The sequence below is a fragment of the Streptomyces paradoxus genome (assembly GCF_014202475.1).
Classification (GTDB): domain Bacteria; phylum Actinomycetota; class Actinomycetes; order Streptomycetales; family Streptomycetaceae; genus Streptomyces; species Streptomyces paradoxus.
Window position 1 is genome coordinate 352,450 of record NZ_JACHGV010000005.1, and the last position, 23,724, is coordinate 376,173.

Sequence of the window (23,724 nt, forward strand, 5' to 3'; positions counted from 1 at the left end):
GCCCCGGGTCAGCCGAGGCGCGTGAGCTTGGCCCCGAAGCCCGGCTCCACCAGGTCCTTCTGGAGGGCCACCGGGACCTTCACGGCGCTGGTGGTGCCGTCACCGACGGTGAGCGTGCCCACCTTCGTGCCGGCCTCGGCCGTGTGCGGCAGGTCGTCCGCGGCGAACGTCAGCTTGACGGACAGACCCGCCCAGCCGACGGCCGTGACGTCCTCGGTGACGGCGACCGGCGTACGCCCGCCGAGACCGTCGTCGGCGTACCCGACGACGTCGCCCTTCTTCAGGATCGTCGCCGACTCCAGCGCGCCCTGCGCGGCCCGGATCAGCTTGTCGCCCTCGTGGAGAGCCGCGCCCAGGATCGTGTTGTCCGGGCCGCCGGCGGGCTGGCGCACGACCGCGCCGATGATCCGGTGGGTCTCGCCGTTCACGTCCTTCTTGGCCGCGAAGACGAGGTTGCCGAGCGCCGAGGTGGTGGTGCCGGTCTTGATGCCGGTGACGTTGTTGTAGCCGACCAGGCGGTTCCAGTTGTCGTGCTTCTTCTGCTTGTAGTCGACGTACGACATCATCGTCGCGACCTCGCGGAACGCCGGCTGCAGCATGGCGGCCTTGGCGAGCTTCACCTGGTCCACGGCCGTGGAGACGGTCGTGTTGTTCAGGCCCGACGGGTCGGTGTACGTCGTGTTCTTCATGCCGAGGTCCTCGGCGGCGTCGTTCATCTTCTGCACGAACGCCTTCTCGGACCCCGCGTCCCAGCGGGCGAGCAGTCGCGCCACGTTGTTCGCGGACGCGATCAGGATGCTCTCCAGGGCCTCCCGCTCGGTGATCCGGTCGCCCTTGGTCACGTCGACGGTGGACTCCTGGCCGGCGTCGGACTGGTCCTGGGCGGCCTGGTCGATGAGGATCTTCGGGCCGTCCGCACCGCTCTTGAGCGGGTGATCGCGCAGGATCACGTAGGCGGTCATGACCTTGGCGACGCTCGCGATCGGGACGGGCTTCTGCTCGCCGGAGGACCCGAACGTGCCGATGCCCTGGACGTCCAGCGCGGCCTGGCCCTTGGTGGGCCAGGGAATGTCGACCTTGCCGCCCTCGAAGGTGTAGCTGTCCTCGGCGGTGAGCTCCAGCGTGGGCGAGGGGAGCGGGCGCACGCTCTGCACGACGGCGAAGACGACCACCAGCAGCAGCACCAGCGGCGTCCAGATCTTCACCCGCCGGGCCGCCGTCCGCAGCGGGGTCTCCGGGGGCGGCGGGGTGTTCGTCAGCTCGGCCAGCAGATCCAGCGGCGGCTTGGGCGGCAGGGGCTGCTGCGTGGTCCGCTCGGGGCCGACGGTGGGGACGGGCGCGGTGGCGTCGGCCGGGGCCGCCGCCGGGGCCGCCGGCTTCCTCGCCGACGGGTCGTCCAGCGGCTTGAGCGCGACGAACTTGCTGGTCCGCTCGGCGTCCTTCTCCGGAACGTCCTTCGTCGGGGCGTCCTTCTGCGGAACGTCCTTCTTCGGGAGGTCCGACTTCGGGAGGTCCTTGGCCCTGTCCCCGAGCTTCAGCATGGTGGTGGGCTGGTCCACCGGAGGCCGTACGGCTTTGAAGACGGCGGTGGGCTGGTCGACGGGGGGTTCGGCGGGGGTGCCGTCGGCGTCGTCGGCGTCGTCGTCCGGGGTCCGGCCCTTGACGTCGTTGTCGGCAACGGGGGCCGAGGGCTCGGAGTCCCCGTCGTCGGTCTGCTCGTCAGCCTCCGGCTCAGCCTCAGTCTCCGCCTCGGTCGTGTCCTCGTCGTCGGCGTTGGCGGAACGGTCCGCCTCGGGCTCGTCGGCGTCACCCTGGCCGCTCCTGGAGCCCTCGGACGCCGTCTCGGCGGCTTCCTGGTCATCCTCGGCTTCCTCGGCGTCCTCCGCGTCCGTGCCGGCCTCCGCGGGCTCGTCCGCACGGTCGTCCTCGGCGTCGGCGTCGGCGTCCGCGTCGGTCTCCTCGGCGTCCGCATCTGCCTTCTCGGCCTTCCCGCCCTTCTCCGCGTTCTCGGCGGCAGCGGGCTCGCCCCCGTCCGCCGACGCGACCCACGCGGCGACGGCATCCCGCAGCCGCCCGTCACTGCCCTCGGACTCCTCGGACTCCTCGGACTCCCGGGACTTCCCGGATCCCTCGGAGGAGCCGGAAGCGTCCTGCCCGGCGTCGGCCGCCGCGTCCTCGGCGCCCGAGTCGCTGTCGGCTCCCTCGGGGCCCGAGTCGCCGTCGACCCGCTCGGCGTCGTCCTCGGTGTTCTCCGGCTCCTGCGCCGTCCGCGTGGACAGCACGCGGGTCGCCGTATCGGCACCGCCCCGCGCGGCGGACCTCTCCGGGTCCCGGGCCACCGCGAGCCGCGGGTCGGCGACTTCGCTCCTGGCCTCCGGAACCGGACTCGCGCTCCCCGACGTCTTCTGTGCCGACGACTCGCGCTGCTTCGACCTGTCGGGGGACTCGCCCGCCACCGATGCCTCCTCCTCGCGCCGCATGCCCCGCGTGCGCGTACCGAACCGTGAACCGCCGCCCGTGACACCGCTCCGGCGCTGTCCGAACCATGTACCAGTGTCCTGTGTGCGGGCCAAACCCATCCGGTAGACGAGAACGACATACCTACTGGTTCCACTACGAACCGGTCACGCACCCTCGACAGACCAATGTGAGAGGGGTCACCCTGTCTTTCATCCACGCGGGGAGGCATGGATGGGCAGGAGCCGCAGAACACTTCCGGAGGAGCTTCTGCTGCTGGCGTTGGACCCGGCCACGGGTACCACTGCACAGCCGCAGTCGCTCGACCTCGGTCTGGCCGGAGCACAGCTAGTAGAGCTGGCGCTGGCCGGACGGATAGCCCCAGACGGGGATCGTATCGCCGTGGTGGCACCACGGCCGACTGGAGATCCAACACTGGACTGCGCGTTGGAGTTGCTGCGAAGGCGTGGCGCTCCCGTGCGTGCCGTCCACTGGATCGGCGGGCCGCGTCTCGGGCTGCGCCAGACCTACCTCTCGCATCTGGAGCGGTGCGGCATGGTGCATGCCGTGGCCGGCCAGATGTGCGGAGTGCTGCCGACGACTCGCTATCAGGCGACGGACACCGAGATCAGCCGGGAGATCAGGGCCCGGCTGGACTCCGCGATCCGCACCGGCGTACCGCCGGACCCGCGGACCGCGGCCCTCGCGGCCCTCGCTCACGCGGTCGGCCTCGGCAAGCACCTGTACCCGGGCAACGAGGGACGTTCCTCTCGCTCCCGGCTCAGGGACCTGATCAGGCACGACCCCATGGGCGGTCTCGTCGCGCACGCGGTGATGGACGTCCAGAACGGCGTCGCGGCCCAGCCGCGCCGCAGCCCGGCACCGTCCGGCCGTCCGGCCGCCGGTACGGCCAGGCCCGCATCGGAACCCGCCCGCGGCGTCCCGATGCAGCCGCGCCACGGAAGCATGGCCCGCGCCGTGGCCCACTGAGCCGCGCCGCACCGGCGCGACTGGCACCAGCACGACCTACGACCGGCACACGCACCACGGGACCCACGACCCGGTCACGGGAGCCGCTGTCCGAGCGGGGCGAAGAGAGCGCACACTCTCTTCGCCCCGCTCGGCGTGCCGTGTCCGAACTGGCGTGTACCCGTCGCATATCCACCGTTTCCCAGCGGTAGTAAGCACCTTGGTGGCAGTCTGCTCAACAGCAGAAACGCAAAGTAGAGGCACGCAGCCGGAGGTGCACGTCCCGTGGCGTCCAATGTCAATCCCACCGTCAGGCGGCGCCGGCTGGGCCAGGAGCTCCGCAGGCTCCGTGAGCTCAAGGGCATGACGGCCGAAGAGGTGGCCGAGCGGCTGCTGGTGTCGCAGTCGAAGATCAGCCGCCTGGAGAACGGGCGGCGCAGCATCAGCCAGCGCGACGTGCGCGACCTGTGCGGGGTCTACGAGGTCGAGGACCAGCGCATCGTCGACTCGCTGATGCAGATGGCCAAGGACTCCCGGCAGCAGGGCTGGTGGCACGCCTTCGGGGACATCCCCTACAGCGTCTACATCGGCCTGGAGACGGACGCCGAGTCGCTCCGCGTCTACGAACCCCAGATCATCACCGGCCTGTTGCAGACCCGTGCGTACGCCGAGGCCATCATCCGCGGCGGTTCGCCCGAGGCGTCGGAGGCCGACAACGACAAGCGCGTCGAGGTCCGGCTGCGCCGGCAGGGCCGGATCACCGCCGACACGGAACCGCTGCGGCTGTGGGTGGTCCTGGACGAGGCGTCCCTGCACCGGATCGTCGGCAGCCGGCCGGTGATGCGCGAGCAGCTGGAGCACCTCGTCGAGATGTCACAGCTGCCCCACATCACCGTGCAGGTCCTGCCGTTCGAGGTCGGCGCGCACGCCGGCATCAACGGCCAGTACTCGATCCTGGAGTTCGCCGACGCGGCCGACTCCAGCGTCGTCTACATCGAGGGCGTCACCAGCGACCTCTACCTGGAGAAGCCGCTCGACGTGCAGAAGTACACGGTGATGTACGAGCACCTGCGGGCACAGGCGCTGAACGTGGACCAGTCACGGCAGCTCATCGAGCGCGTGGCGAAGGAGTACGCGCGCTGAGCCGCCGCCGGAGGATGACTTTCCGTCGGGCAAAGCGCGGGATGTTACACCCCTGACACGCCTGACTGGAAGTCTCCCCTGGAATATGCCATCCAGTCGAGTGAATGACTGCTCCGAACGGAGATGTTGGCGAGTAGCGTCGATCACGCCAACCACCAGCACGGGTTGGCGTAAACGCAACTGGCAACGGAGCGAACATGGCAATTCGTCTGGGCGCCACGGAAACGTGGACGACGTCCTCCTACACCAACAACAACGGCGCGTGCGTGATGGTCAGGTCGACCGTCGAAGAGGCCCTGGAGCTCGGGGACACCAAGATCCCCGAGGGCCCCAAGCTGGCGTTTCCCGCCGCCGCGTGGAACGCCTTCGTGGACTCGGTCAAGGCCTGAGGCGCGAGACCGACCGCACCACGAGCACCACCGACAGAGCCCTCTCGACCAGCATCGCCGTCCTTGCCGAGAGGGCTCCCTGGTGCCCGCGGGCCTGAGCAGGACCCGAGGGGGGATCAGCTCACCGGGAACGCCACGTCACACACCGGGTCCTCCGGTCCCGCCGCCGCCCAGTCCGCGAAGTAGAGCTCCCGGCAGGGGCCGGTCGCCGTCAGCCCCCGCTCCGCCATCCACTCCTCCACCGCCTCGAAAGCGGCCAGGATCTGCGGGTGCGCCACCTGCGCCTTGGTGATCCTGGTGTACGCCAGCCGCCGGGCCGGCTCCACCCGGACCGCCGTCTCCCACGCCCGGCCCCGCCGCTCGGCCCACGCCCGGGCCGCCGCCTCGTCGGCCACCGGCACGCACGCCTCCGCGGGGCCGTCGCTCTCCATCGACACCTCCGCGTGATAGGCGACGTACGGCACCCCGGCCACGCCTCCGCACTCCCGGGCCGCCTCCTCCAGCCGGCCCAGCGCCGCCCCGATCCACGCCGGCAGCTCGTCCGCGAGCGTGTGCCGCTTCTCGGAGATCACCACCTGCGGGGGTGCCTCCACCGTCTCGACCGTGAACTTCCCGTACATCTCGGAGCTCCTCCCCGACAGCCGTCCACGGAGGTACTCGGCAAGCGTCCGCTGCCCCGCCACCCGCGCCTCGACATCCGCCCAGTACGCGCCGAGCAGCTCGGCCGCCCCGGCCCCGTCGCCCGCCTCGACCACCTCGGCGATCCGGGCGAGCGGCATGTCCAGCTGCCGCAGCATCGCCACGAGCCGGGCCCGTTCGACCTGGCCGGCGCGGTAGTAGCGGTAGCCGGTGGCCTCGTCGACGTGCGCCGGGGCCAGCAGGCCCAGCCGGTCGTACAGCCGCAGGGCCTTGGCCGAGAGCCGGGCGCGCGCGGCGAACGCCCCGATGGTGAACAGTTCCAGGTTCCGTTCAGGTCCGTCCACCATGGCATCCTCCGTCGTCGGGCGGCTCTTCCGCCCGACGACGAGGACGCTCGGGCCTGCCCCAGGGGCAAGGTCAAGCCGCGGGACGTCAGGCCAGCTCGGCCTCGATCGCCGCCACGACCTCCGCGGAGTCCGGCTCGGTCTGCGGCGAGAAGCGCGCCACGACCCGGCCGTCGCGGCCGATGAGGAACTTCTCGAAGTTCCAGCGGATGTCACCGCTGTGCCCCTCGGCGTCCGCGAAGCCGGTCAGGCGGTCGTACAGCGGATGCCGGCCCTCGCCGTTCACCTCGACCTTCTCGGTCATCGGGAACGTCACGCCGTACGTGGCCGAGCAGAACTCGGCGATCTCGTCGGCGCTGCCGGGCTCCTGCCCGAGGAACTGGTTGCAGGGCACGCCGAGGACGGAGAAGCCGCGCGCGGCGTACTGCTCGTGGAGCTTCTCCAGGCCCGTGTACTGCGGGGTCAGGCCGCACTTGGAGGCGACGTTCACCACGAGCACCGCCTTGCCCGCGTACTGGGACAGGTCGGCCGGGCCGCCCTGCAGCGCACCGATCTCGACGTCGAGGGGAGAGGAACCGTTGGTAGTCGTCATGCTCAGACCCTAGCTCCGGCGGGGTCCGGGCCGGTTCCGGGCCTCGGTGGCCTCCACCAGGACCTGCCCCGCCGCCGTCCGCGAGTACAGCACCGACCTGCCCGCCCGCCGCCGTTCCACCAGACCGGCGTCCAGCAGCACTCGCAGATGCCGCCCGACCGAGCCGAGCCCCTGCCCGGTCACGGCGACCAGCTGGCTGGTGCTCAGGGGCGAGCCGAGCCGGACCAGCACCCCGGCGCGAGCCGCGCCCAGCAGCGCGCCGAGGCTCGCGGGCACGGGCCCGCCGCCGGGGTCGGCGAGCGCCCCGGCGCACGGGTAGACCAGCGCGTACCGTTCCGTGCCCTCCCACGCCACCCAGCCGATGCGCTGCGTGGTGATGGGCACGAACACCAGCTCGGCGCCGGACAGCTCGCGCGGCGGGTATTCGTGCGCGTTCACCTGGAGCCGGTTCTCCCCGAGCCACTGCGTCCCCGGCCGCAGCGTGTCCAGCGCGCTCGCCCAGCCGCCCCGGCTGACCTGCGCGGTCCGCGCGACCACATCGGCTTCGAGGATGTGCCGGCGCTGGGGCCAGTACGGCCGCACGGCCGTGGTCCAGACGTACGTCAGCAGGTCCGCGGCGCGCTCCGGGAGGTCGTCCCGGTGCAGCACCGCCGGGACCGGGCCGCGCAGCGAGACGGTGAGGTGGGCGCGGGCCGCCTCAGGGTCGGCCGCCCGCACCCGCTCGACCCCCTGTTCGAAGGGCTCCCCGTCGCGCGGGGCGGGGGAGAGGAAGTCGGCCGTCCACTCCCGCCCGATCCCGGCGCTGATCAGCTGTGCGGTCACCGGGTCCCGGGCCAGCCGCCGCCGGTAGGCCGGCAGATGGGCGTCGAGCCACCGCCGCTCGCCGGGGTGCGCCGCCTCGGCCGCGTGCAGCAGCCGCAGACTCGCGAAGGCCTCGGCGAACGGCGAGATCACGAACCGGCTCCCGGCCAGGGTGTCGGCGCTGATCTGCCACCAGCCCATGAGCCCCCCTTCGCGAGGTTTCGCGTCCGCGCGAAACAATAACCACGCGCTCAGGGGCGCCGAAGACTCCGCGTATGCGCAGCTACCGCGAACTGTTCCGCACGCCCGAGTTCACCCCGTTCTTCCTGGCCGCCTCGGCGCAGACGGTCGCCCAGACCATGGGCGGACTGGCCCTGGGCACCCTGGTCTACCGGGCGACCGGCTCACCGCTGCTGTCCGCGGTGAGCATGTTCGGCTCGTCGCTGGTGCAGGTGCTGGGCGCGAGCGTCCTGCTCTCCGCCGCCGACCGGCTGCCCCCGCGCGCCGCCCTGACGGCCCTGCCGCTGCTCTTCGCCGCGGCCACCGCCGCCCTGGCCCTGCCCGGCCTGTCCGTCCGGTGGCTCTTCGCGATCGTCCTGGCCAAGGGGCTGGTGGAGTCGGTGGGCGGGGGAGTGCGCTGGGGGCTGCTCAACGAGATCCTCTCCAAGGACGGCTATCTGCTCGGCCGCTCGGTGTTCAACATGATGAGCGGCCTCATGCAGATCGCCGGCTACGCGACCGGCGGCGCCCTCGTGGCCCTGCTCTCCCCGCGGCTGTCCCTGCTGGCCGCCGCCGGGCTGTACGGCACGGCGGCCGTCGTCGTCCGCCTCGGCCTGACCCGCCGCCCGCCCCGTACGGCGGGCCGCCCCTCGGCAGCGGCGACCTGGCGCGCCAACGCGCTGCTCTGGTCGTCCCCGCCCCGCCGCCAGGTCTATCTGGCCCTGTGGATCCCCAACGGCCTGGTCGTCGGCTGCGAATCCCTCTACGTCTCCTATGCCCCCGACTCCGCCGGCACCCTCTTCGCCTGCGCCGCGCTGGGCATGCTCGCCGGGGACGTGCTGGTCGGACGCGTGCTCCCACCGGGCCTGCGCTCCCGCCTGGGATTTCCGCTTCTGCTGCTCCTGGCCGTCCCGTACGTGGTGTTCCTGCTGTGCCCGGCGCTTGCGCTCGCGGCGGCCGCGGTGACGCTGGCCTCCGTGGGGTTCGGCGCGAGCCTCGTGCAGCAGGAGCGGCTGGTCGCTCTCACCCCCGACGGGCTCACGGGGCACGCCCTGGGGCTGCACTCGGCGGGGATGCTCACGATGCAGGGTGTGGCGGCGGCGCTCGCGGGCTCGGTGGCCCAACTGACGTCCCCGGCGGCGGCGATGACGGCGATGGCCGGGGCGTCGGCAGGGGTGACGCTGCTGCTGATGGGCGCGGCGAAGCGGGCGGAGCCGAGGGCGGTGAGCCGCTGAGGGGCTGTCAGGAGGGGGAGTCGCCGGGGACGGAAACGGGGACGGCCGCGGTCTCCACGAACACCTCGGGGACCTCGTTGTCCATGACGACCCTCGACAGCAGAACGGCCAGCCGGTCCCGCTCGCTGCCGCTCAGCCCGGACGGCAGGGCCTCCATGCGACGGCAGGTCTCGGCGTAGAACTTCCGGGCCAGCGCGGCTCCTTGGTCCGTCAGCCCCACCCGCACGGCCCGTCCGTCGCGCGGGTCGGCCTCCCGCCGTACCAGTCCTCGCCGCACCGTCCGGTCCACCAGCCCGGTCAGGCTCGACTTCGCCAGCCCGAGCGTCTCGCCGAGTTCGCTCATGCCGTACGGCTGGGGCAACAGCACACACAGCAACTGCCCCTGCTGCGGCGTCAGTCCGTACGCCCGGCTGGCCTCCGCGTACACACCGTCGACCAGGAACGCCGCGCGCACCAGCGCGGCGACCACCCCCACCTGTCCGGCTGCCCCGTTCCCCATCGGGTCAGGGTACCGACCGGTCTGTCGCCGTGCGGGGCGTGTGCGTCACTCCTCGTCCGGGGCCTCGCCCTCGATGAGGCGTTCGGCGATGTCGTCGGCCCACTCCTGGGCCCAGCGGCGCAGCCCGGCGACGGACGGGGCGTCGAGGCCGGCAACGGTGAACGCCCTGTCGTCGAGCCAGTCCGTGCCGGTCAGCCGGGCCTGGAGGTCGGTGAGGTCGAAGGTGTCGGGGGCGTGGCGGCGGCCGAGTTCCTCGAGTTCGGGGTGGCTCCAGCGGGCCGAGGCGGCGTGGACGTCGACCAGGTCGCGCGCGAGTCCGCGGTCGGCCAGGTCCCGCACCCGGGTGCCGACGAGGTCGTCGAGGGAGAGCGCCGGGCCCAGTTCCGTCTCCACGGGCGGGCGCCACAGCACCTCCTTGTGCAGGGCGACCTCGCACTCCACGCCGCTCGCCGCGTCGGTGACGACGAACTGGGCGGACAGCGGCCCGGTCTCCAGGGTCTGCACGAGCCAGCCCCTCCCGACCAGCCCGGTCCGGACGGTGTCCGCGACGACCTCCATCGCGGCCGGGTGCTCCGTGGCGGCGTCCACGGCCGGTCCGGTCCGCTCCAGGAGCCCGTGCGCCAGGACCGCGTATCCGCCGGCGAGGACGAGGGAGCAGGCCTCACCCGCCGCCAGCAGATCACCGAGGAGCCGGCCGGCGGGCTCGGGGACGGGGGGAGGGGCGGGCATGTCCTGATTATCGCGTGGGGGTGGTGGAGAGCTGAGATGACCGGCCCGGACGGGTGAACGGAGCGAGGCGGTCCCCCACAGGGGCGCGGGGAACTGCGCGATCAGCCCCCACCCCGCCGCACCGGACCACGCGCCTACGCCTTGCGCCCCACCCCGCAGTACGCATCCACTGCGCCAGGACCGACGGCACCGGCAGCCCCCGGCCGCCACTCGGGCACCCTCACCACACCGGGCTCCACCAGCTCCAGCCCGTCGAAGAACCCGGCGATCTCGGCGACCGGACGGACGTAGTACGGCACCGCACCGCTCGCGTTGTACGCCTCCGACGCGGCGATCATGCCCTCGCTGGTCGCGGTGCTGTCGCTGATCACCAGGTGGCTTCCGGCGGGCAGCCCGGCCATGAGCCGCCGTACCAGATCGCGGGCCCGCTCGTAGTCGGCGACGTGGCCGAGGGTGTTGAGGATCATCAGGCCGACCGGCCGGGAGAGGTCCAGCGTGCCGGCGGCGGCCTTCAGGACGGCCTCGGGGTCGTACAGGTCGGCGTCCAGGTACGCGGTCCTGCCCTCGGGCGTGCTGGTGAGCAGGGCGTTGGCGTGGGCCAGCACGATGGGGTCGTTGTCGACGTAGACGATCCGGGCGTCCGGCGCGACGCGCTGGGCCACTTCGTGCGTGTTGTCGGCGGTGGGCAGCCCGGTGCCGACGTCCAGGAACTGCCGTACGCCCTGCTCCCCGGCCAGGTAATCGACGGCCCGTCCCAGGAACCGGCGGCTCGTGACCGCCACGTCGACCAGCCCCGGGAAGATCGACTTGATCTGGTCGCCGATCTCGCGGTCGACCTCGTAGTTGTCCTTGCCGCCGACGAAGTAGTTCCAGAAGCGGGCCGAGTGCGGCTTGGAGGTGTCGATGCGCTCACGCAGGCTGTCGTCGGACACGGCGGGGCCTCCTGGGGGGCGGGGAAGGGCGGAACGGCCCCCAACCTAGGCGAACTTCCCCACCCGATAAGGCGGTTGTCCCTCCCGCCAGGCGCCTGCCGTGCGGTTTCGGCCACGGCCCGCCCGGTGCTACACCCCGCGGGAGGAGATCCCTCCCATGTCGCCGCCGCTCCCGTGCCCGCGTCGCTCGACGAGCAGCCAGAGGGCCAACGCCAGGGCCCACAGCAGCAGCCCGGCGGCGACCGGTGTACCCAGCATGATCAGCAGCCCGGCTCCGATGTTGGCCCCGATGCCCCCCGCGGTCAGGATCCGCCACCCCACCCCGAGCATGAGACCGAGCACCACCAGCGGCCCGAGCACCCCCCACCACCGCCCGTCCATCGCCCCGCGCAGCGTGCCCCGCACGAGCACCGCCGCCCCGGCCGCAGCCAGCACCAGGGCGAGCCCCCCGGCGACCGCGGCCACGCCGTCCCCGATGTCCCACGGCTGGAACGCGTAGTCGAGCTCACTGGCCGGCAGCCCGTCGTAGTTCTGCTGCCCCATCAGCCCCCAGGCGGCCACCGGCACACCACCGACGAGCGCGGCCCCGGCCGCCACCATTCCCCGTTTGGTCATACGACCAGCATCGGGGAACGGCGCCGGACTCGTCATGAGCACGAATACTCAGGTATGCCAGGTTCCGGAACGGTCAGGACGGGGCCACCGCGAGGCCCGTCCGGGGGGAGATCGTGCCCGGGCACAGGCCGCGGGATGCCAGGGTCTGGGCTATGCGGGGGACGGCCGCCAGGGTGTTGGCCGGACCGTCGTGCAGGAGGATGACCTGGCCGTTGGTGAGGCGGGCGGTGGACTGGACGATCGCGTCGGTGCTCGCTCCGTTCCAGTCCTGTGAGTCGACGTGCCAGATGATCTCGGTCAGGCCGTGGCGGGCCGCGACGGACTTCACCGTCGCGTTGGTCTCGCCGTACGGCGGGCGGAACAGTTTCGGGGTGCCGCCTCCGGCGTTGCTGATGGCCTGCTGGGTGCGGGAGATCTCGGAGTCGATCTGTGCCTGGCTCAGCCGGGTCAGATGCGGGTGCGTGTAGCTGTGGTTGGCGATCCACATGCCCGCGGCCACCTGCGCCCGGACCAGGGCGGGGTTGGCGGCCGCGTACCGGCCCTGGTTGAACATCGTGGCCCGCAGGCCGTTCCGCCTGAGGGCGTCGATGAGCCGGGTGGTGGTGCCGGACGGGCCGTCGTCGAAGGTGAGTCCGACGTAGCCGGTGCAGGCGGTGGTGTGCGCCGGGGCGGCGGTCGAGGCGGTGGTGGCCGTCGTGGTGAGGGCGGCGGCCGTCGCGAGGAGGGCGAGCGCCCTCTTCGCCGTCACGGCCCGACCCTGATGCTGGAGCTGCCGCTGCTCCGGTACCCCTCGGTCGCCATGATCATGTAGTACTTGAAGCTGCCCAGCCGCATCCCGGCCCGGGCCCACGCGTCGAAGTGGTTCCCGGCCGTGATGGTGCCGCCCGTCCGCTTCGACTGCCGCACGCTCCAGTACTGGTCGAAGGTGCGTACGCCCTCGACGGACGGGGCGTTGTACCGCGTCGTCTTGTAGATGTCGTACGTGCCGCCGTCGCTGGTGACGGTGCCCTTGTACGTGCCCGTGGGCCGGTAGGTGCCCCAGTTGTCGACGATGTAGTACTCGACGAGCGGGTCGGCCGTCCAGCCGTAGAGGGTCAGATAGGCGTTGCCGGACGGGTTGAACGTGCCCGAGTACGTCACGGTGCGGCGGGCGCCGGTGCTCCAGCCCTTGCCGGCCACGAAGTTCCCGGTGTTGCGCCATGAGGTGCTGTAACTGCCGCCGGACGACAGGGTCATGGAGACCGTCCCCGGCGCGTCCGTCCAGAACGAGTAGTAGTAGCCGTTGTCGGTGCCCGTCCGGTTGGTCGTGATGACGGTGTCGGCGTGCGCGGTGCCCGGCATGGTGAGGGCCGCGACCGCGACCAGCAGCATGGTGCAGGCGCTGCTGATGAGCAGCCGGAAGCGGCCTGGTGACTCCTTCATGGGGTGCTTCCTCCTCGTCCTCGTGGGGGTGGGTCGATGGGGGAGCTCTGTCATCCGGAGTGTTGGCCGGGCCCTGTCAACTGTCAATGGTTTCGGCGGCTCTTACGAAAGGTTCGGGGCTGTCCGAGTCCGGGCCGGCGAGCATTCCCGCTGTTCAGGTGAGAGTTGATCGATGCCTGGCTCCAAGTCGGTTCGCATCGCCTGCCCTTCGCTCGCGGAGGGAGGGATTCCGGACCTCGAATGTTTCGAGATCCTTCCGGATCAAGCCGGGACCACACTGCGGCCCGCCTGCTCAGGAGGCGGGGACGGGCTACGCGCCGTCAGAGCGCCTTCAGCCGGGCCTTGAGCAGGCAGAACTCATTGCCCTCGGGGTCGGCGAGCACGTGCCACTGCTCCTCGCCGGTCTGGCCGATGTCGGCCGGGCGCGCCCCGAGCTTCAGGAGTCGTTCGAGCTCGGCGTCCTGATCGCGGTCGGTGGGATTGACGTCGATGTGCAGCCGGGTCTTGCCCGGTTCCGGCTCGTCCCTCCGGCTGAGGATGATCGTCGGCTGAGGTCCGCCGAACCCCTCGCGCGGCCCGATCTCGATGCACTCGTCCCCATCGCGGTCGAGCACGACGAAGTCCAGCACCTCACACCAGAACTGCGCCAGCACCTCCACGTCGCGGCAACCGAGCACGAGTTCACTGATACGACATGCCATGGACGAAACCTGCTCTCGGCGTGGGGGACCGGACTGCCCGGACGGCCGCGTGCGGAGCTCTCGATGAGCCCGCGGCGCGAGCGCGACCGTACCGGGCGGGGCAAGCGGACGCACAGGATTTTCCGGCGGTCGGGTCAGCCACCGGTCCGGGGCAGCAGGGAGACGACCTTGCTGCCGTTCCGGGCCACCAACACATCTCCATAGAGCAGGAGTTGGGGCGTGTCCGCGAGCCCGGGACGCGGTGTGCGGAGGTCGGCGTGACCGCGCCAGACCTGCTCACCGGTGCGCAGATCGAGTCCGGACAGATCTCCGTCCTGGCCGAGGAAGTACACGACCCCCTGCCGCGTCGACACGACGGGCGAGGCGAGGCCCTGCATCGCGTCCTGGTCCGGCATCCCGACGCCCACCGGGCGGGTCCACAACGCCTTTCCCGTGGTCAGCGAGTAGGCCGAGGCCTTGCCCTGCCAGGACACGGAGATCAGACGATCACCGACGACATCGGAGCCGGCCTGCGGCCCGTTGATCCGGTAGGGATGTGAGGCCCGTTCCCCCGAGCCGCTGACCGTGGTCAGCCGCAGGTCCCCGCCGTCGGTACCCCGCGCCGCGATCAGGACCATCCGGTCCCCCGAGGTCCCGATCAGCTGCTGCATGCCGGGCAGGGTCGTGACCTTCGTGGCGCTTCCGGTGGCGGGATCGAGCCGGAGAACATCGGTGCCGTCCGGCTTCTCGACGTCCCGCGCGCACAGCAGATAGGGCACCCCGCCCAGCACGGCCCGCTGGCACACGGTCCCCTTGTCCCAGCTGTACCGCCACTTCTCCTTGCCGGTCAGCGGATCGAGGGCCGACACCGTGCGGACCGACGGGGTGTTCGCCAGCACCGCGCCGTCCATGAGCATGGCGGCCTGGGCCGTGCGGTCGTCCTGCGGCATCTCGACCGTCCACAGCACGTCGCCGTTCTCGGCGTCCACCGCCATCAGATCGGTACCCCCGGCGTAGTCCCCGTCCGGCTGGTTCTCCGCGGTGTGGTTGCGGAAGGCGTAGACCACCCCGTCGCGCGCGGCGAACGGGCGGTCGATCCCGTCGCCTTCGCGATTGACCTCGACGGTCCACAGCCGCTCACCGGTGTTGGCGTCGATCTTCACGGTGTCGTACGTGCGCCCGCTGCAGTACAGCGCGGAACCGTCCACCAGGCACCCCCGCTCACTGTCGCCCGGGCTGCTGCTCTGCCACGGCTTCCAGCCCTCCGGCGGAGTCGCCGGCGACGCCGCCGGCCGCACCGGCCGGTCCTGCCCCGCCCGGCCGGCGTCCCCGAAGCCGAACACCGCCCCCACGCTGATCGCGGCGACGGCGACCGCCGCCCCCGCGGCCTGCGAGAAACGGCGCCGGCTGCGCCGCCGCACCACCTTCTCGACCAGATCCCCGGGCGCCCGCACCCCGTCCAGGGCGACCGCGTTCAGCGTCTCCCGGACCTTCTCCTCCACCCGCTCCGTCGTCATCGCTGGACCTCCTTCGGCGTGTAGCTGAGCGGCTGGACCCGTTCCGCGGGCCCTTCGGGCCCGAGCTCCGGTACGAGCACCCGGAGCTTGGCGAGCGACCGGTGCGCCGTACTGCGGACCGTGCCGACCGGGCATCCCAGCAGCGCCGCGACCTCGGCCTCCGGCAGATCCTCGAAGTAGCGCAGCACGACCACGGCCCGCTGCCGCTTCGACAGCCGCCCGAGCGCCGCCCACAGCGCGATCCGCAACTCGGACTCCGCCCCGGCGTCGGCGTCCGTACCCGACTCGGGCAGCACCGGCACCGTCGTCTCCGCGCGATGCCTGCGCAACCGCCAGCGGTTGACCTGCTGGCGGTACATCACCTGCCGCACGTAGGCCTCGTGTTGCTCGATGCGCGCCCAGCGCCCGTAGGCCTTCATCAGTGCAATCTGCAGCAGATCCTCGGCGGCGTGCCGGTCCCCGCCGGTGAGCAGCACCGCGAGCCGCAGCAGCGCGGTGGAGCGCATTGCCACGAACTCCCGGAACTCGTCATGACTAGAGGCCTCCATCGACCCTCCCCTTCTCGAACCATGACGACGTGATGAGGGGTGCGCGGCTATCCCTCACACGGCGAGATTGTCTGCCGTGGGGGAACGACCTTGCCGTGATGGTGGAAGCCGACGATGCTGGGCCGATGCCGGGACAGCGCAAGAGGAGACGTCAGGAGCGGGACGAGGCACAGCGGGCCGGGGCTAGGGCCCCTGCACGCGGTGGCTACTCCAACTGGTCGCGCACGACATCGAGGAACGCCCTCCGGCTGGGGCGGATGTAGGCCCAGACCTTCTCGTCCTGCGGCTCTCCCAGGTCGTCGGGGCCCTTTCTGATCACGTCCTGGACGTCGTACGCCAGACGACGTGCCGCCGCGTTCACCTCGGACGCGCACAGCATGTGGATGGTCTTCTGCGCCACCCACATCCTGTCGATGGACTGCTTCGCCCGCGCTTGCCACTGCTCGTCGGCCAGACGGTGGTGGTAGCGGTCCACGGCGACCCGTTCGGCTTCCTGCACCGAGGACAGGAAGTCGACGAGGTGGGTGACGCGTTCGTTGCGACGCGCCTCGGCGCGTTCACGAGCGCTTCGCCGCACTTCGGCCCGCTCCGAAGCGCGACCCAACGAGTACTGGGCCAGGGTCGACACGAGGCCACCGAGCACAACGCCGATGAACGGCAGGAACGTTGTCGAGGTCACACCTCACGGTGGCACCCGCACGGCTGGTGTCGGGGTTCTTCCGGATATGTCGTGCGGAGCGCTTGCGCATGGTGTATCCGGAGTCGGAGTCAAGGCCTGGCGACGCCGAAGCTATCGCGGGATGCCCCGGTGCCATCGGATCTCGCCGTCATGCCGTTCGCCGGTGGGTGCGAGCCCGGCGGCGGTGGCGACGGCGGCGGACGCCCGGTGCTCGGGGTGGATGTGGGCGACCACGGCGTGCACGGGCTGCCGGCCGAGCCAGTCGACGAGTCCCCGGGCCGCTTCGGCGGCGATGCCTCGTCCCTGCCACGGCACCCCCACCACCCAGGCGACCTCGGCGACGGTTCCCTGGCCGGAGGGGCTGACCGTCGCCTGGACGGTACCCGTCACGCAGGACTCGTCACGGAGCCGGATCACCCAGTTCAGCCAGGAGACGGCCGGATCGGGAGAGCCTGCCGTGATGCGCCGGTAGCGCGAGCGCAGGGCCTGCGGGGTGTCCGGAGCACCGCCGATGAAGGTGTGCAGGGCCGGATCGGACAGCACGTCGGCCATCTCCTCGGCGTGCTCGATACGCAGCGGCAGCAGGTCGAGCCGCCTGGTGCCGATGGCCTGGGCGGCGAGGCGGGACGCGACCGGCATCGCTTCGTCGTCATCGCTGGAGTCCGTGGCCATGGGCTCAGCCGATCAGGGCCGGCCGGCGAGGTCAAGGCCGACGAGAGGAGCCTCATCGGTCCGCTGCTCCTGGCGGCAGGGGCCGTGGAGTTGTTCGCGACGGATCTCCCCTGGGCGGCGCGGCCCGCGCTCCTCGGTGCCGTCGGACTTCTCCTGGCCTTCCGTAAGCCCGTCGGTGTGCGGGGCATGGTCTGGGGGCTGAGCCAGGACCGCCTCTGGGCGCTGACGACCCACCCCGAGGCGGAATTGTTGTCCACGGGCCAGAACGTACTCTTCCTGAGCGCCAACGCCATCGGCACGACGCTGGGACTGCTGGGAGCCGACCGGCTGTTCTCGTCGCTGGGTTGAGCGGAGGGGCGTGCAATGGTGAGTCCCACTGATGACCGGTTGGCGCGAGGGGGGACGGCGTGCGGCTGTCGCGGGACATCACGGGGTGGGCGTTCACAGCGGAGGTGGAGGGCGTTCGGCATGCCGGCCTGGCGGTGGGGCTGGCCGCCATCAGCCCGTTCACCGCCGGCGAGGGGTCCGGGGGCAGCCTGTTCACCCGCGCGAACGGCTGGTGGGGCCTCCCCGTGCTCCTCTCACTGAACGAACTGCCCTTCGGGCACCCCGTCGACCACAGGTGGTGTGTCACGCGGGATGACGCAGGCGTGCTGTCCGTCCTCAGCCCGGACGGCGCGCACTTCGCGCACGACCTCCGCCTGGACGAGCCGCCGGGCTGGCGTGAGGCGGCGATCGCCTCGGGTTCGGTCATGCTGGTCGTCTCCCACGTGCTGCCTGCCGAGGACGATCCGATCGGCGCGCTCGACGTCGAGACGCGGCAGGGCATGGTGTGCGCCGGCCCCGTGCGCTTCGGCGAGCCGGGCCGCGGACCGCACGATGAGGAAGGCGCGCCGACGGTCAGGTTCCTCATCGACCCGGTCGGCACGCTCACGGACCTGGCACATTTCACGTGCGACCGGATCCTGTCGTTGCCCCAGGCGAAGCACCAGGCGCGCGAGCTGGAGCGGACGAGACGAGCCCTGGCGGAACATACGGACCAGGCCCTGACCGCCGAAGCGATGGTGGAACTGCTGTTCCGGGACGAGTTCCTGGACCACCGCGGCCTGGTCGAGCTCATGTACGTCTACTGGAGGCTGGTCGCCGAAGTCGCCGACGCCTGCGGGGCCGAGGCCGCCTGGCGGGACGCGGCGCTCCGTACCGTCGAGTCGGCCGTCCCCCTGGTGGCGGACCGGTGCGATCGCGCGGTCTTCGAGGAAGCGGACGCGCTGGCGACACGGCTGATCGACGAGCTGAGCGATCCCGCCGGACTCCCGGCTGGGGGAGGGGCGGCGCCCGCCGCGTCCGCCGCCCGGGAAGCCGCGTTGCTGGCCGCCGCCCGGTTGCGGATAGCCACCCGGGGACCGGAGGACCTCGCCGCCGACCACTACGCCCGCGGGCTGCGCACCGTCTGGTCCGCTCGGCTGGACGCGGACCTGTACCGCACGTGGTTCACCGGCGAGGAGCCCTTCCAGGCCGAGTCCCACCGGCTGGTGGCGGAGGCGGGACACCTGGTGGTGCGCGCCCTGGAGCTGGAGGGCGGCACGCGAAAGCCCCGGCTCCTGGCCTCGTTGGCGCAGATCCTCGCGGACGAGGAGGGAGTCGACCGGGATGCCGCCGGCGCCGCGCTGTCGGCATGGCTCGACTCGTCCACCGCCGACGATCCGGATGTCGCCCTGTTCCTGCTGAGGGTGGTGGACGGGATCCCCCCGACCCTGGCCGACGGGCTGCCCAGGGCGATCTTCGGGTCGCCCTGGGCCGATTTCGCCGCCGCCCACGGCAGCGGCGTCACCGCGAAGGTGATCAGCCAGGGCGTCAACCTGGCCCGGGAACGCGCCGACCGGCCCCTGCTGCGGACCGTGCTGGACTGGGCGGAACAGCTCGGCGTCCGCTGGGACCCCGCCCACCGCAGGCAGTTGACCGAGGCACGCCTCCACGTGCTGCCCGACGACCCCACCGACTGCCCGGGCGCCGGCTCCGACCATCCGCTCGCGGCGTCGTTGTCACAGTCCCCTCCCTCCCAGTCCCCTCCTTCATGGACCCCGACGCAGCGGTCGGCGGCGCTGCTGCACACGGCGGCGCACGCCCGCGACCTGCGGCAGCCGGCGCTGGGGCTGACCCTCCTGAGGCAGGCGGGCGACGTACGGAGCGAGGAAGCCACGCTGCTGACGGCGGACCTCTACCACCAGGCGGCCCAGGCGGGCGAGCCGGTCGTCGGCCCTGTCCCGTTCCCGTGGGGCTACTACACGTACGCGGCACTCGGCTACGCCTCGCTCGGCTTCGAGGAACTCGCGCGGGCGAGCCTGGTGCCGTTCGTGCAGCAGGTGGGCGACCTCCACGGCGAAGAACTCAAGGCGGCGCTGTCCGCGATCATCGTGGACGTGCCGAACTTCGACACGAGCCGCGCGCCCGAACTCGGCGGGATACTGCGCGACCTCGTGCACTCGGCGGTCTGGCAGCTCACCGCGGAATCCGAGACCCTGCCGATGGGGCTGATGCTCGGCCTGCACCAAGCGGGCAAGGGACCCGAGCTGGGCGCGTGGTGGCGGATCGACGGCCCCCTCGCGCTGCCCGCGCACATCCAGCACCTCCTCGGCAAGCTGCGCGACCTGGAGGGCCCCGCCGCCTCCCACGGTGCGTCCGGCGGGCCGCCGCCCCTGCTGAACGCACTGGACTCCGACCACCGTCCCGGCGGCCACGACACCCGGCAGATCGCCCGGAACCTGCGGTGGCGCGTCTCGTCGCTCATCGACGACGAACTGAGCCGCCGCTCGGCACCGCTCATCGACGACCAGCGCCTCTGGGCGAGAGCGCACGAGCTGCTGGACGACCGGACCGTACTGCTGACCTGGTTCCTGCCCGCCGCCGTGAGCGGCGCGGCCGTGCTTCTCGCGGTCACCAGGCAGGGCCGGGACCTCGTCGTGCACCTGGGCGACGGCGCGGACGAGAACCACGACCGGCACCCGGTGGCGGACCGGGTCGAGGCGATCCGGACAGAGGTCGAACGCGACCCGCTGTTCGGCGACGTGACGCCGGAAGGCAGCCGGCTGCTGCGGCAGCCCGGCGACCTGCCGCTCGGCGGCGCCGACTTGTGGGACAAGTGGCGGACCCAGGGCAAGGACCGGATCCTGGCCTGGCCGCACGGCGCGCTGCACTACCTGCCGCTACCGCTGTGCCGCACCGGGGACCGGATGATCGCCGACGACTGGACGGTCACCACCATCGCCGGCCTCGAAGCCCTGACGCCCGCCGCAGGCCCCGTACGGCCGCGCCGCACCGCGGTACTGGCCTCCGCCGACGGCGGCGTGCCCTACGGGCTGCAGGCCGAACCGGCGCTGGAGGAGCACGCGCGTCAAATCGCCGACGCGGTCGGCACGGACGCCTTCACCGGTCCAGCGGCCACGCGCGACAGGCTGCTCGCGGAGCTCTCCACGGCGGACGTGGTCCACATCGCCGTACACGGAACGCTCGACCAGGACGCGCCGTGGATGCACTGCCTTCACCTCACCCCGGACCTAGACGACGACGGCAGGGTCTTCGCCTACGACTTCCTGGAGGCCGACCTGCGCGGTGTCCGCCTGGTCACCCTCGCCGCGTGCGAGTCCGCGCTGGGCCGGTTCGACCGCGCGGACAACGTCCGGGGCATCCCGTCCGCACTGATCACCGCCGGAGCGCAGGCCGTCGTCGGATGCCTGTGGCCCGTACGCCCGGGGCCGGCCACGTACTTCTACCACCACATGCACCACCGGATCGCGCACGATCTCCTGGACCCGGAGCGTGCCTTCCGCGAGGCCCAACTCGCCACCCGCGCCCGGCATCCCCACTACCGTGACTGGGGAGCGTTCACCTACCTGCACGGTCGGAGCGAAGGAGCCGTGGCATGACCGAGGTCCGGTTGCACGAGGTCGAGCTCCTGCCGGAGCGCACCCTCGGCGGCCCGGCGGACGACGAGCCGCTGCGCGGCAGGCTCACGTTCGGCTGGGACGTGCTGCCCGCCGACCACGAGGGCGTGCCCGCGGAGTGGGCGTCCTACGTCAAGGCGACGCCCGACCGCGAGTTCCGGCAGCTGCTGATGGTGTGCTCCTTCCGCCCGGAGACACCGACCGGCAAAGGCGCGTTCCGCCACGCCTCCCTGGGCGTCTCCCTGTCCACACCGGACGGCCGGGCACAGCCCGTCGCACGGCTGATCGACCCGGGGGAGCGCACCCGCCCTGTCGCCGGCTCCGGTATGGGCATGAGCTTCACGGTCAACGCGGGTGTGCTGGAAGTGGGCGTGGAGAAGCCACCGGGTGCGGGGCCGGAGAGGGACGAGTGGATCGTCCGCGGCCACGGCTCGTCCCAGCCGAACCCGCAGTGGGAGTTTCGCCGGGTCAAGAGCTACCCGCTGGCCGGCGACCATCCCGTGGCCGCGCTGGTGGAACTCGTGCCCGGCCGGCTGAACACGGCGGAGGTGCTGATGGCGGCGGAGCTGGAGCACCGCAGCTGGGGGATCCGCCGCTACCGGGCACGGCTGGCACCGTCGCCGCATGCCATCGTGCTGGCCGGGTGAGCCCCGCGTCGGCTCGCGGGACGCTGAGTGGCGCACATAGGCCAGGGAGCGGACAATTTTCCTGTTCCTGGCCGGTCTCGCAGGTGCACGGTGCCAGACACCGGAGGTGGCATGACGGATCCGCGAACCATCCTCACGCAGGCGCGCCAAGGTCCCGTACCGGCGGACTGGCGCGTCTTCACCAAGAAGCGCGGAAAGGTGTCCGGCTTCCTGCGCGGGACATCGGAGGACCCGAACCCGCTGCTGGTCATCACCCCGGAAGGCGCCATCGAGTACAAGGACGAACGCAAGCCGCTGACGATCATCAACTTCTACGAGCTGGCCGACATAACGCTGAAGGCGGCCGCAAGCACCTCCTCCAGCAGTTCCTTCGCGACGCTCAGCGTCTGGGTGGACCTCAGATACAGCGACGGCACGAAGGCGAAGTGGCGATCCACATCTTTCGCCGACAACCTTCAGGCGATCCAGGGATTCGTCGAAGCGTACGGCGCGCACAAGGCACTTCAAGGACGCTACTGACCGCTGACGACGCAGCGTCGACCAAAGTGCCCTCGGGGTCCGGCCGTTGACGACGGCCACAGCCATGACGGCTGCATGACGCTATGCGGCCTTCAACGACCACTACTGGACGCGTGACGGTAGCTGTACCTCGCTGTCGTCTCGATGCCTGAACCCCCAGCAGCCGCCAGCCGTCTGGACCGCTAGGCGCCGGGAGCCCGGTACTGGACTTGCCCGGCTTTGCGCAGGGCGTTCATGGTTTCGTCGACGGTCAGGAGAACGGTCGTCTCGAACGAGCTGAGTGCGCCGCCCCCGCTGATCGCCAGGGCGACTGCGGCCATGGAGACGTTGTCGGGGGCCTCCCACAGGTTGTAACCGTCGCGGGTGCCGAACGCATACCAAAAGCCGTGGAGCTTGCCGCCAACGGACTCGATGTACGACTGAGCGGCCTTTGCGCGGTCCTCGGGGTGGCCGATGAGTCTCGCCCAGGTCTCCGGCGTGTAGCTGAACCTCGATAGATAGAGCGGCATCATGTCTCCCTTTCGTCCCAGCAAGGGATGCCCCCGCAGGGTGGGATATCTCTCTGAGGCCGCCCGCGTATCCCCCGAATGGCCGGGATGATGACCGGCATGGCCACTGCCGGTGAGCGACCCAACCGCCTCCGCTTGGGAAGCTTGGGTTCTACGGGGCCGATGGGCTTGCTGACTGCTGCGGAGAGGGCTCATGACCTGAGGGTGTGCTGGATGGGTGACGCTGTTCCCTGTGGTCCCCGCACTGTCTGGCACGGGGGGCATGCTCAGGGGGTGAGTCAGCGGCGCCGCGGATCCGGCAGCCGGGGCCGAGGTCGGTGGATGCGGTCGACGAGTGGGCTGCGATCTCCGGGTTCCTGAACGGCTTCGGCAAAGGGCGCGGCGCTGCCCTCTGGCCGGCTGCAGCGAGCTGAGATGAGCCGCTACTCAAGCCACCGAATCGTCGCCAGAATGACTGATATGACGTCATTGCCGGCCTTACTGGCGGCTCCGGTCGGGGCCGTGCTGACCACACTGATTGGCGTGTTCGTCGGGAGCATCGTCAGCAGAAGAGCTCAAGAACGCCACTGGATCAGGGAACAGCAGGCGGCAGCGTGCGTCCGTGTGCTGCGGGAATCATCCTCAGTGCTCGTAGACCTCAGCGACATGGACCGCAACCGACCCGACGACATCCCTCAAGGCGTGCTTGCCCCGACGACAGTCGACTGGCGCCCCTGGGGCGAGGCCCTCGGCAGCGTCAATCTCGTTGCCAGCCCAGACATCGCAGCAGCCGCGCACACCATTGACGAGCAGATCTGGCGCTTTCACATTGCCATTCGGCGGGGTCTGGCTCCCGAGGAGCACTGGATGGAGCTCAGAGGCAGAGTCGTTGCCGCACAGGCACACTTCATAGCCGTCGCTCGTCGGCATCTCTCGCTCACCGGAGAACCCCTCCAGCGCCTCGACGGACGCCCCGCACCCGACGACCCAATCTGGCAGACGGGGCGACTCTGACACCCAGCCTGACCGAGTTTCAGACGTGGGCGCG

Annotated in this window: 25 protein-coding genes; 9 read left to right on the top strand and 16 right to left on the bottom strand. The window is 71.4% G+C overall.

Annotated elements, in window-relative coordinates:
• Positions 1 to 8: 8 nt before the first annotated feature.
• The gene (locus tag HNR57_RS19240) at positions 9 to 2,456 is read right to left on the bottom strand and encodes a D-alanyl-D-alanine carboxypeptidase family protein (protein ID WP_184561237.1); all 2,448 of its coding nucleotides are present in this window, start codon (positions 2,454 to 2,456) and stop codon (positions 9 to 11) included.
• Positions 2,457 to 2,691: 235 nt separating this feature from the next.
• On the opposite strand from HNR57_RS19240, the gene HNR57_RS19245 reads away from it, so the two are divergent.
• The 3 genes from HNR57_RS19245 (at position 2,692) to HNR57_RS19255 (ending at position 4,958) form a co-directional block, all read left to right on the top strand.
• The gene (locus tag HNR57_RS19245; RefSeq protein ID WP_184561238.1) at positions 2,692 to 3,447 is read left to right on the top strand and encodes a GOLPH3/VPS74 family protein; all 756 of its coding nucleotides are present in this window, start codon (positions 2,692 to 2,694) and stop codon (positions 3,445 to 3,447) included.
• A gap of 264 nt (positions 3,448 to 3,711) precedes the next feature.
• Positions 3,712 to 4,569: a type II toxin-antitoxin system RelB family anti-toxin gene (gene relB, locus HNR57_RS19250; protein ID WP_184561239.1), complete on the top strand. Its 858-nt coding sequence runs from the start codon at positions 3,712 to 3,714 to the stop codon at positions 4,567 to 4,569.
• A gap of 197 nt (positions 4,570 to 4,766) precedes the next feature.
• Entirely contained in the window at positions 4,767 to 4,958 is a 192-nt protein-coding gene (locus HNR57_RS19255; protein WP_184561240.1) for a DUF397 domain-containing protein, read from the top strand.
• Positions 4,959 to 5,074: 116 nt separating this feature from the next.
• On the opposite strand, the gene HNR57_RS19260 is transcribed toward HNR57_RS19255, so the two are convergent.
• The 3 genes from HNR57_RS19260 to HNR57_RS19270 all read right to left on the bottom strand — a co-directional run bounded on the left by HNR57_RS19260 (position 5,075) and on the right by HNR57_RS19270 (position 7,535).
• Entirely contained in the window at positions 5,075 to 5,944 is an 870-nt protein-coding gene (locus tag HNR57_RS19260; protein ID WP_184561241.1) for a MerR family transcriptional regulator, read from the bottom strand.
• An 85-nt stretch (positions 5,945 to 6,029) separates the two neighbouring features.
• The gene (locus HNR57_RS19265) at positions 6,030 to 6,533 is read right to left on the bottom strand and encodes a glutathione peroxidase (protein WP_246554745.1); all 504 of its coding nucleotides are present in this window, start codon (positions 6,531 to 6,533) and stop codon (positions 6,030 to 6,032) included.
• Positions 6,534 to 6,542: 9 nt separating this feature from the next.
• Positions 6,543 to 7,535, bottom strand: coding sequence for an ArsR/SmtB family transcription factor (locus tag HNR57_RS19270; RefSeq protein WP_184561242.1), 993 nt, complete (start codon positions 7,533 to 7,535; stop codon positions 6,543 to 6,545).
• Between the two features lie 74 nt (positions 7,536 to 7,609).
• Here HNR57_RS19270 and HNR57_RS19275 point away from each other — a divergent pair, with 74 nt between their 5' ends.
• Positions 7,610 to 8,788, top strand: a complete 1,179-nt coding sequence (locus HNR57_RS19275; RefSeq protein WP_184561243.1) for an MFS transporter — start codon at positions 7,610 to 7,612, stop codon at positions 8,786 to 8,788.
• 7 nt (positions 8,789 to 8,795) lie between these two features.
• Here the strand turns inward: HNR57_RS19275 and HNR57_RS19280 are convergent, their stop codons facing one another.
• From HNR57_RS19280 to HNR57_RS19330, 11 genes are all read right to left on the bottom strand, one after another.
• Positions 8,796 to 9,287 (bottom strand): MarR family winged helix-turn-helix transcriptional regulator, encoded by a 492-nt coding sequence (locus HNR57_RS19280; protein ID WP_184561244.1) that lies wholly within the window; start codon positions 9,285 to 9,287, stop codon positions 8,796 to 8,798.
• 45 nt (positions 9,288 to 9,332) lie between these two features.
• A complete protein-coding gene (locus tag HNR57_RS19285) occupies positions 9,333 to 10,016 on the bottom strand; it encodes a hypothetical protein (protein ID WP_184561245.1) in 684 nt (227 codons plus the stop codon).
• Between the two features lie 134 nt (positions 10,017 to 10,150).
• Complete coding sequence (locus HNR57_RS19290) at positions 10,151 to 10,948, bottom strand: SAM-dependent methyltransferase (protein ID WP_184561246.1); 798 nt, start codon at positions 10,946 to 10,948, stop codon at positions 10,151 to 10,153.
• A gap of 129 nt (positions 10,949 to 11,077) precedes the next feature.
• Entirely contained in the window at positions 11,078 to 11,563 is a 486-nt protein-coding gene (locus HNR57_RS19295) for a hypothetical protein (protein WP_184561247.1), read from the bottom strand.
• Positions 11,564 to 11,636: 73 nt separating this feature from the next.
• Complete coding sequence (locus tag HNR57_RS19300; protein ID WP_184561248.1) at positions 11,637 to 12,311, bottom strand: polysaccharide deacetylase family protein; 675 nt, start codon at positions 12,309 to 12,311, stop codon at positions 11,637 to 11,639.
• Positions 12,308 to 12,985, bottom strand: coding sequence for an endo-1,4-beta-xylanase XynA (gene xynA / locus HNR57_RS19305; RefSeq protein ID WP_184561249.1), 678 nt, complete (start codon positions 12,983 to 12,985; stop codon positions 12,308 to 12,310). Before xynA ends, HNR57_RS19300 begins: the two co-directional genes overlap by 4 nt.
• Before the next feature lie 320 nt (positions 12,986 to 13,305).
• Entirely contained in the window at positions 13,306 to 13,686 is a 381-nt protein-coding gene (locus HNR57_RS19310; protein WP_184561250.1) for a VOC family protein, read from the bottom strand.
• 134 nt (positions 13,687 to 13,820) lie between these two features.
• Complete coding sequence (locus tag HNR57_RS19315; RefSeq protein WP_184561251.1) at positions 13,821 to 15,182, bottom strand: outer membrane protein assembly factor BamB family protein; 1,362 nt, start codon at positions 15,180 to 15,182, stop codon at positions 13,821 to 13,823.
• Positions 15,179 to 15,730, bottom strand: a complete 552-nt coding sequence (locus tag HNR57_RS19320; protein ID WP_184561252.1) for a SigE family RNA polymerase sigma factor — start codon at positions 15,728 to 15,730, stop codon at positions 15,179 to 15,181. The genes HNR57_RS19315 and HNR57_RS19320 overlap by 4 nt, the downstream gene beginning before the upstream one ends.
• A gap of 205 nt (positions 15,731 to 15,935) precedes the next feature.
• Positions 15,936 to 16,409, bottom strand: coding sequence for a hypothetical protein (locus HNR57_RS19325; protein WP_184561253.1), 474 nt, complete (start codon positions 16,407 to 16,409; stop codon positions 15,936 to 15,938).
• A gap of 111 nt (positions 16,410 to 16,520) precedes the next feature.
• Positions 16,521 to 17,048, bottom strand: a complete 528-nt coding sequence (locus HNR57_RS19330; protein ID WP_184561450.1) for a GNAT family N-acetyltransferase — start codon at positions 17,046 to 17,048, stop codon at positions 16,521 to 16,523.
• 117 nt (positions 17,049 to 17,165) lie between these two features.
• On the opposite strand from HNR57_RS19330, the gene HNR57_RS19335 reads away from it, so the two are divergent.
• The 4 genes from HNR57_RS19335 to HNR57_RS19350 all read left to right on the top strand — a co-directional run bounded on the left by HNR57_RS19335 (position 17,166) and on the right by HNR57_RS19350 (position 22,188).
• The gene (locus tag HNR57_RS19335; protein WP_184561254.1) at positions 17,166 to 17,429 is read left to right on the top strand and encodes a hypothetical protein; all 264 of its coding nucleotides are present in this window, start codon (positions 17,166 to 17,168) and stop codon (positions 17,427 to 17,429) included.
• A gap of 59 nt (positions 17,430 to 17,488) precedes the next feature.
• Positions 17,489 to 21,004 (top strand): CHAT domain-containing protein, encoded by a 3,516-nt coding sequence (locus tag HNR57_RS19340; protein WP_184561255.1) that lies wholly within the window; start codon positions 17,489 to 17,491, stop codon positions 21,002 to 21,004.
• Positions 21,001 to 21,669 carry a hypothetical protein gene (locus HNR57_RS19345; RefSeq protein ID WP_184561256.1) on the top strand — a complete coding sequence of 223 codons (669 nt, stop codon included), beginning with the start codon at positions 21,001 to 21,003 and terminating at the stop codon, positions 21,667 to 21,669. Before HNR57_RS19340 ends, HNR57_RS19345 begins: the two co-directional genes overlap by 4 nt.
• Before the next feature lie 111 nt (positions 21,670 to 21,780).
• Positions 21,781 to 22,188 (top strand): hypothetical protein, encoded by a 408-nt coding sequence (locus HNR57_RS19350; RefSeq protein WP_184561257.1) that lies wholly within the window; start codon positions 21,781 to 21,783, stop codon positions 22,186 to 22,188.
• A gap of 182 nt (positions 22,189 to 22,370) precedes the next feature.
• Here the strand turns inward: HNR57_RS19350 and HNR57_RS19355 are convergent, their stop codons facing one another.
• Positions 22,371 to 22,697, bottom strand: a complete 327-nt coding sequence (locus HNR57_RS19355) for a GYD domain-containing protein (RefSeq protein ID WP_184561451.1) — start codon at positions 22,695 to 22,697, stop codon at positions 22,371 to 22,373.
• Positions 22,698 to 23,147: 450 nt separating this feature from the next.
• On the opposite strand from HNR57_RS19355, the gene HNR57_RS19360 reads away from it, so the two are divergent.
• Positions 23,148 to 23,690, top strand: a complete 543-nt coding sequence (locus HNR57_RS19360) for a hypothetical protein (protein ID WP_184561258.1) — start codon at positions 23,148 to 23,150, stop codon at positions 23,688 to 23,690.
• Positions 23,691 to 23,724 lie beyond the last annotated feature (34 nt).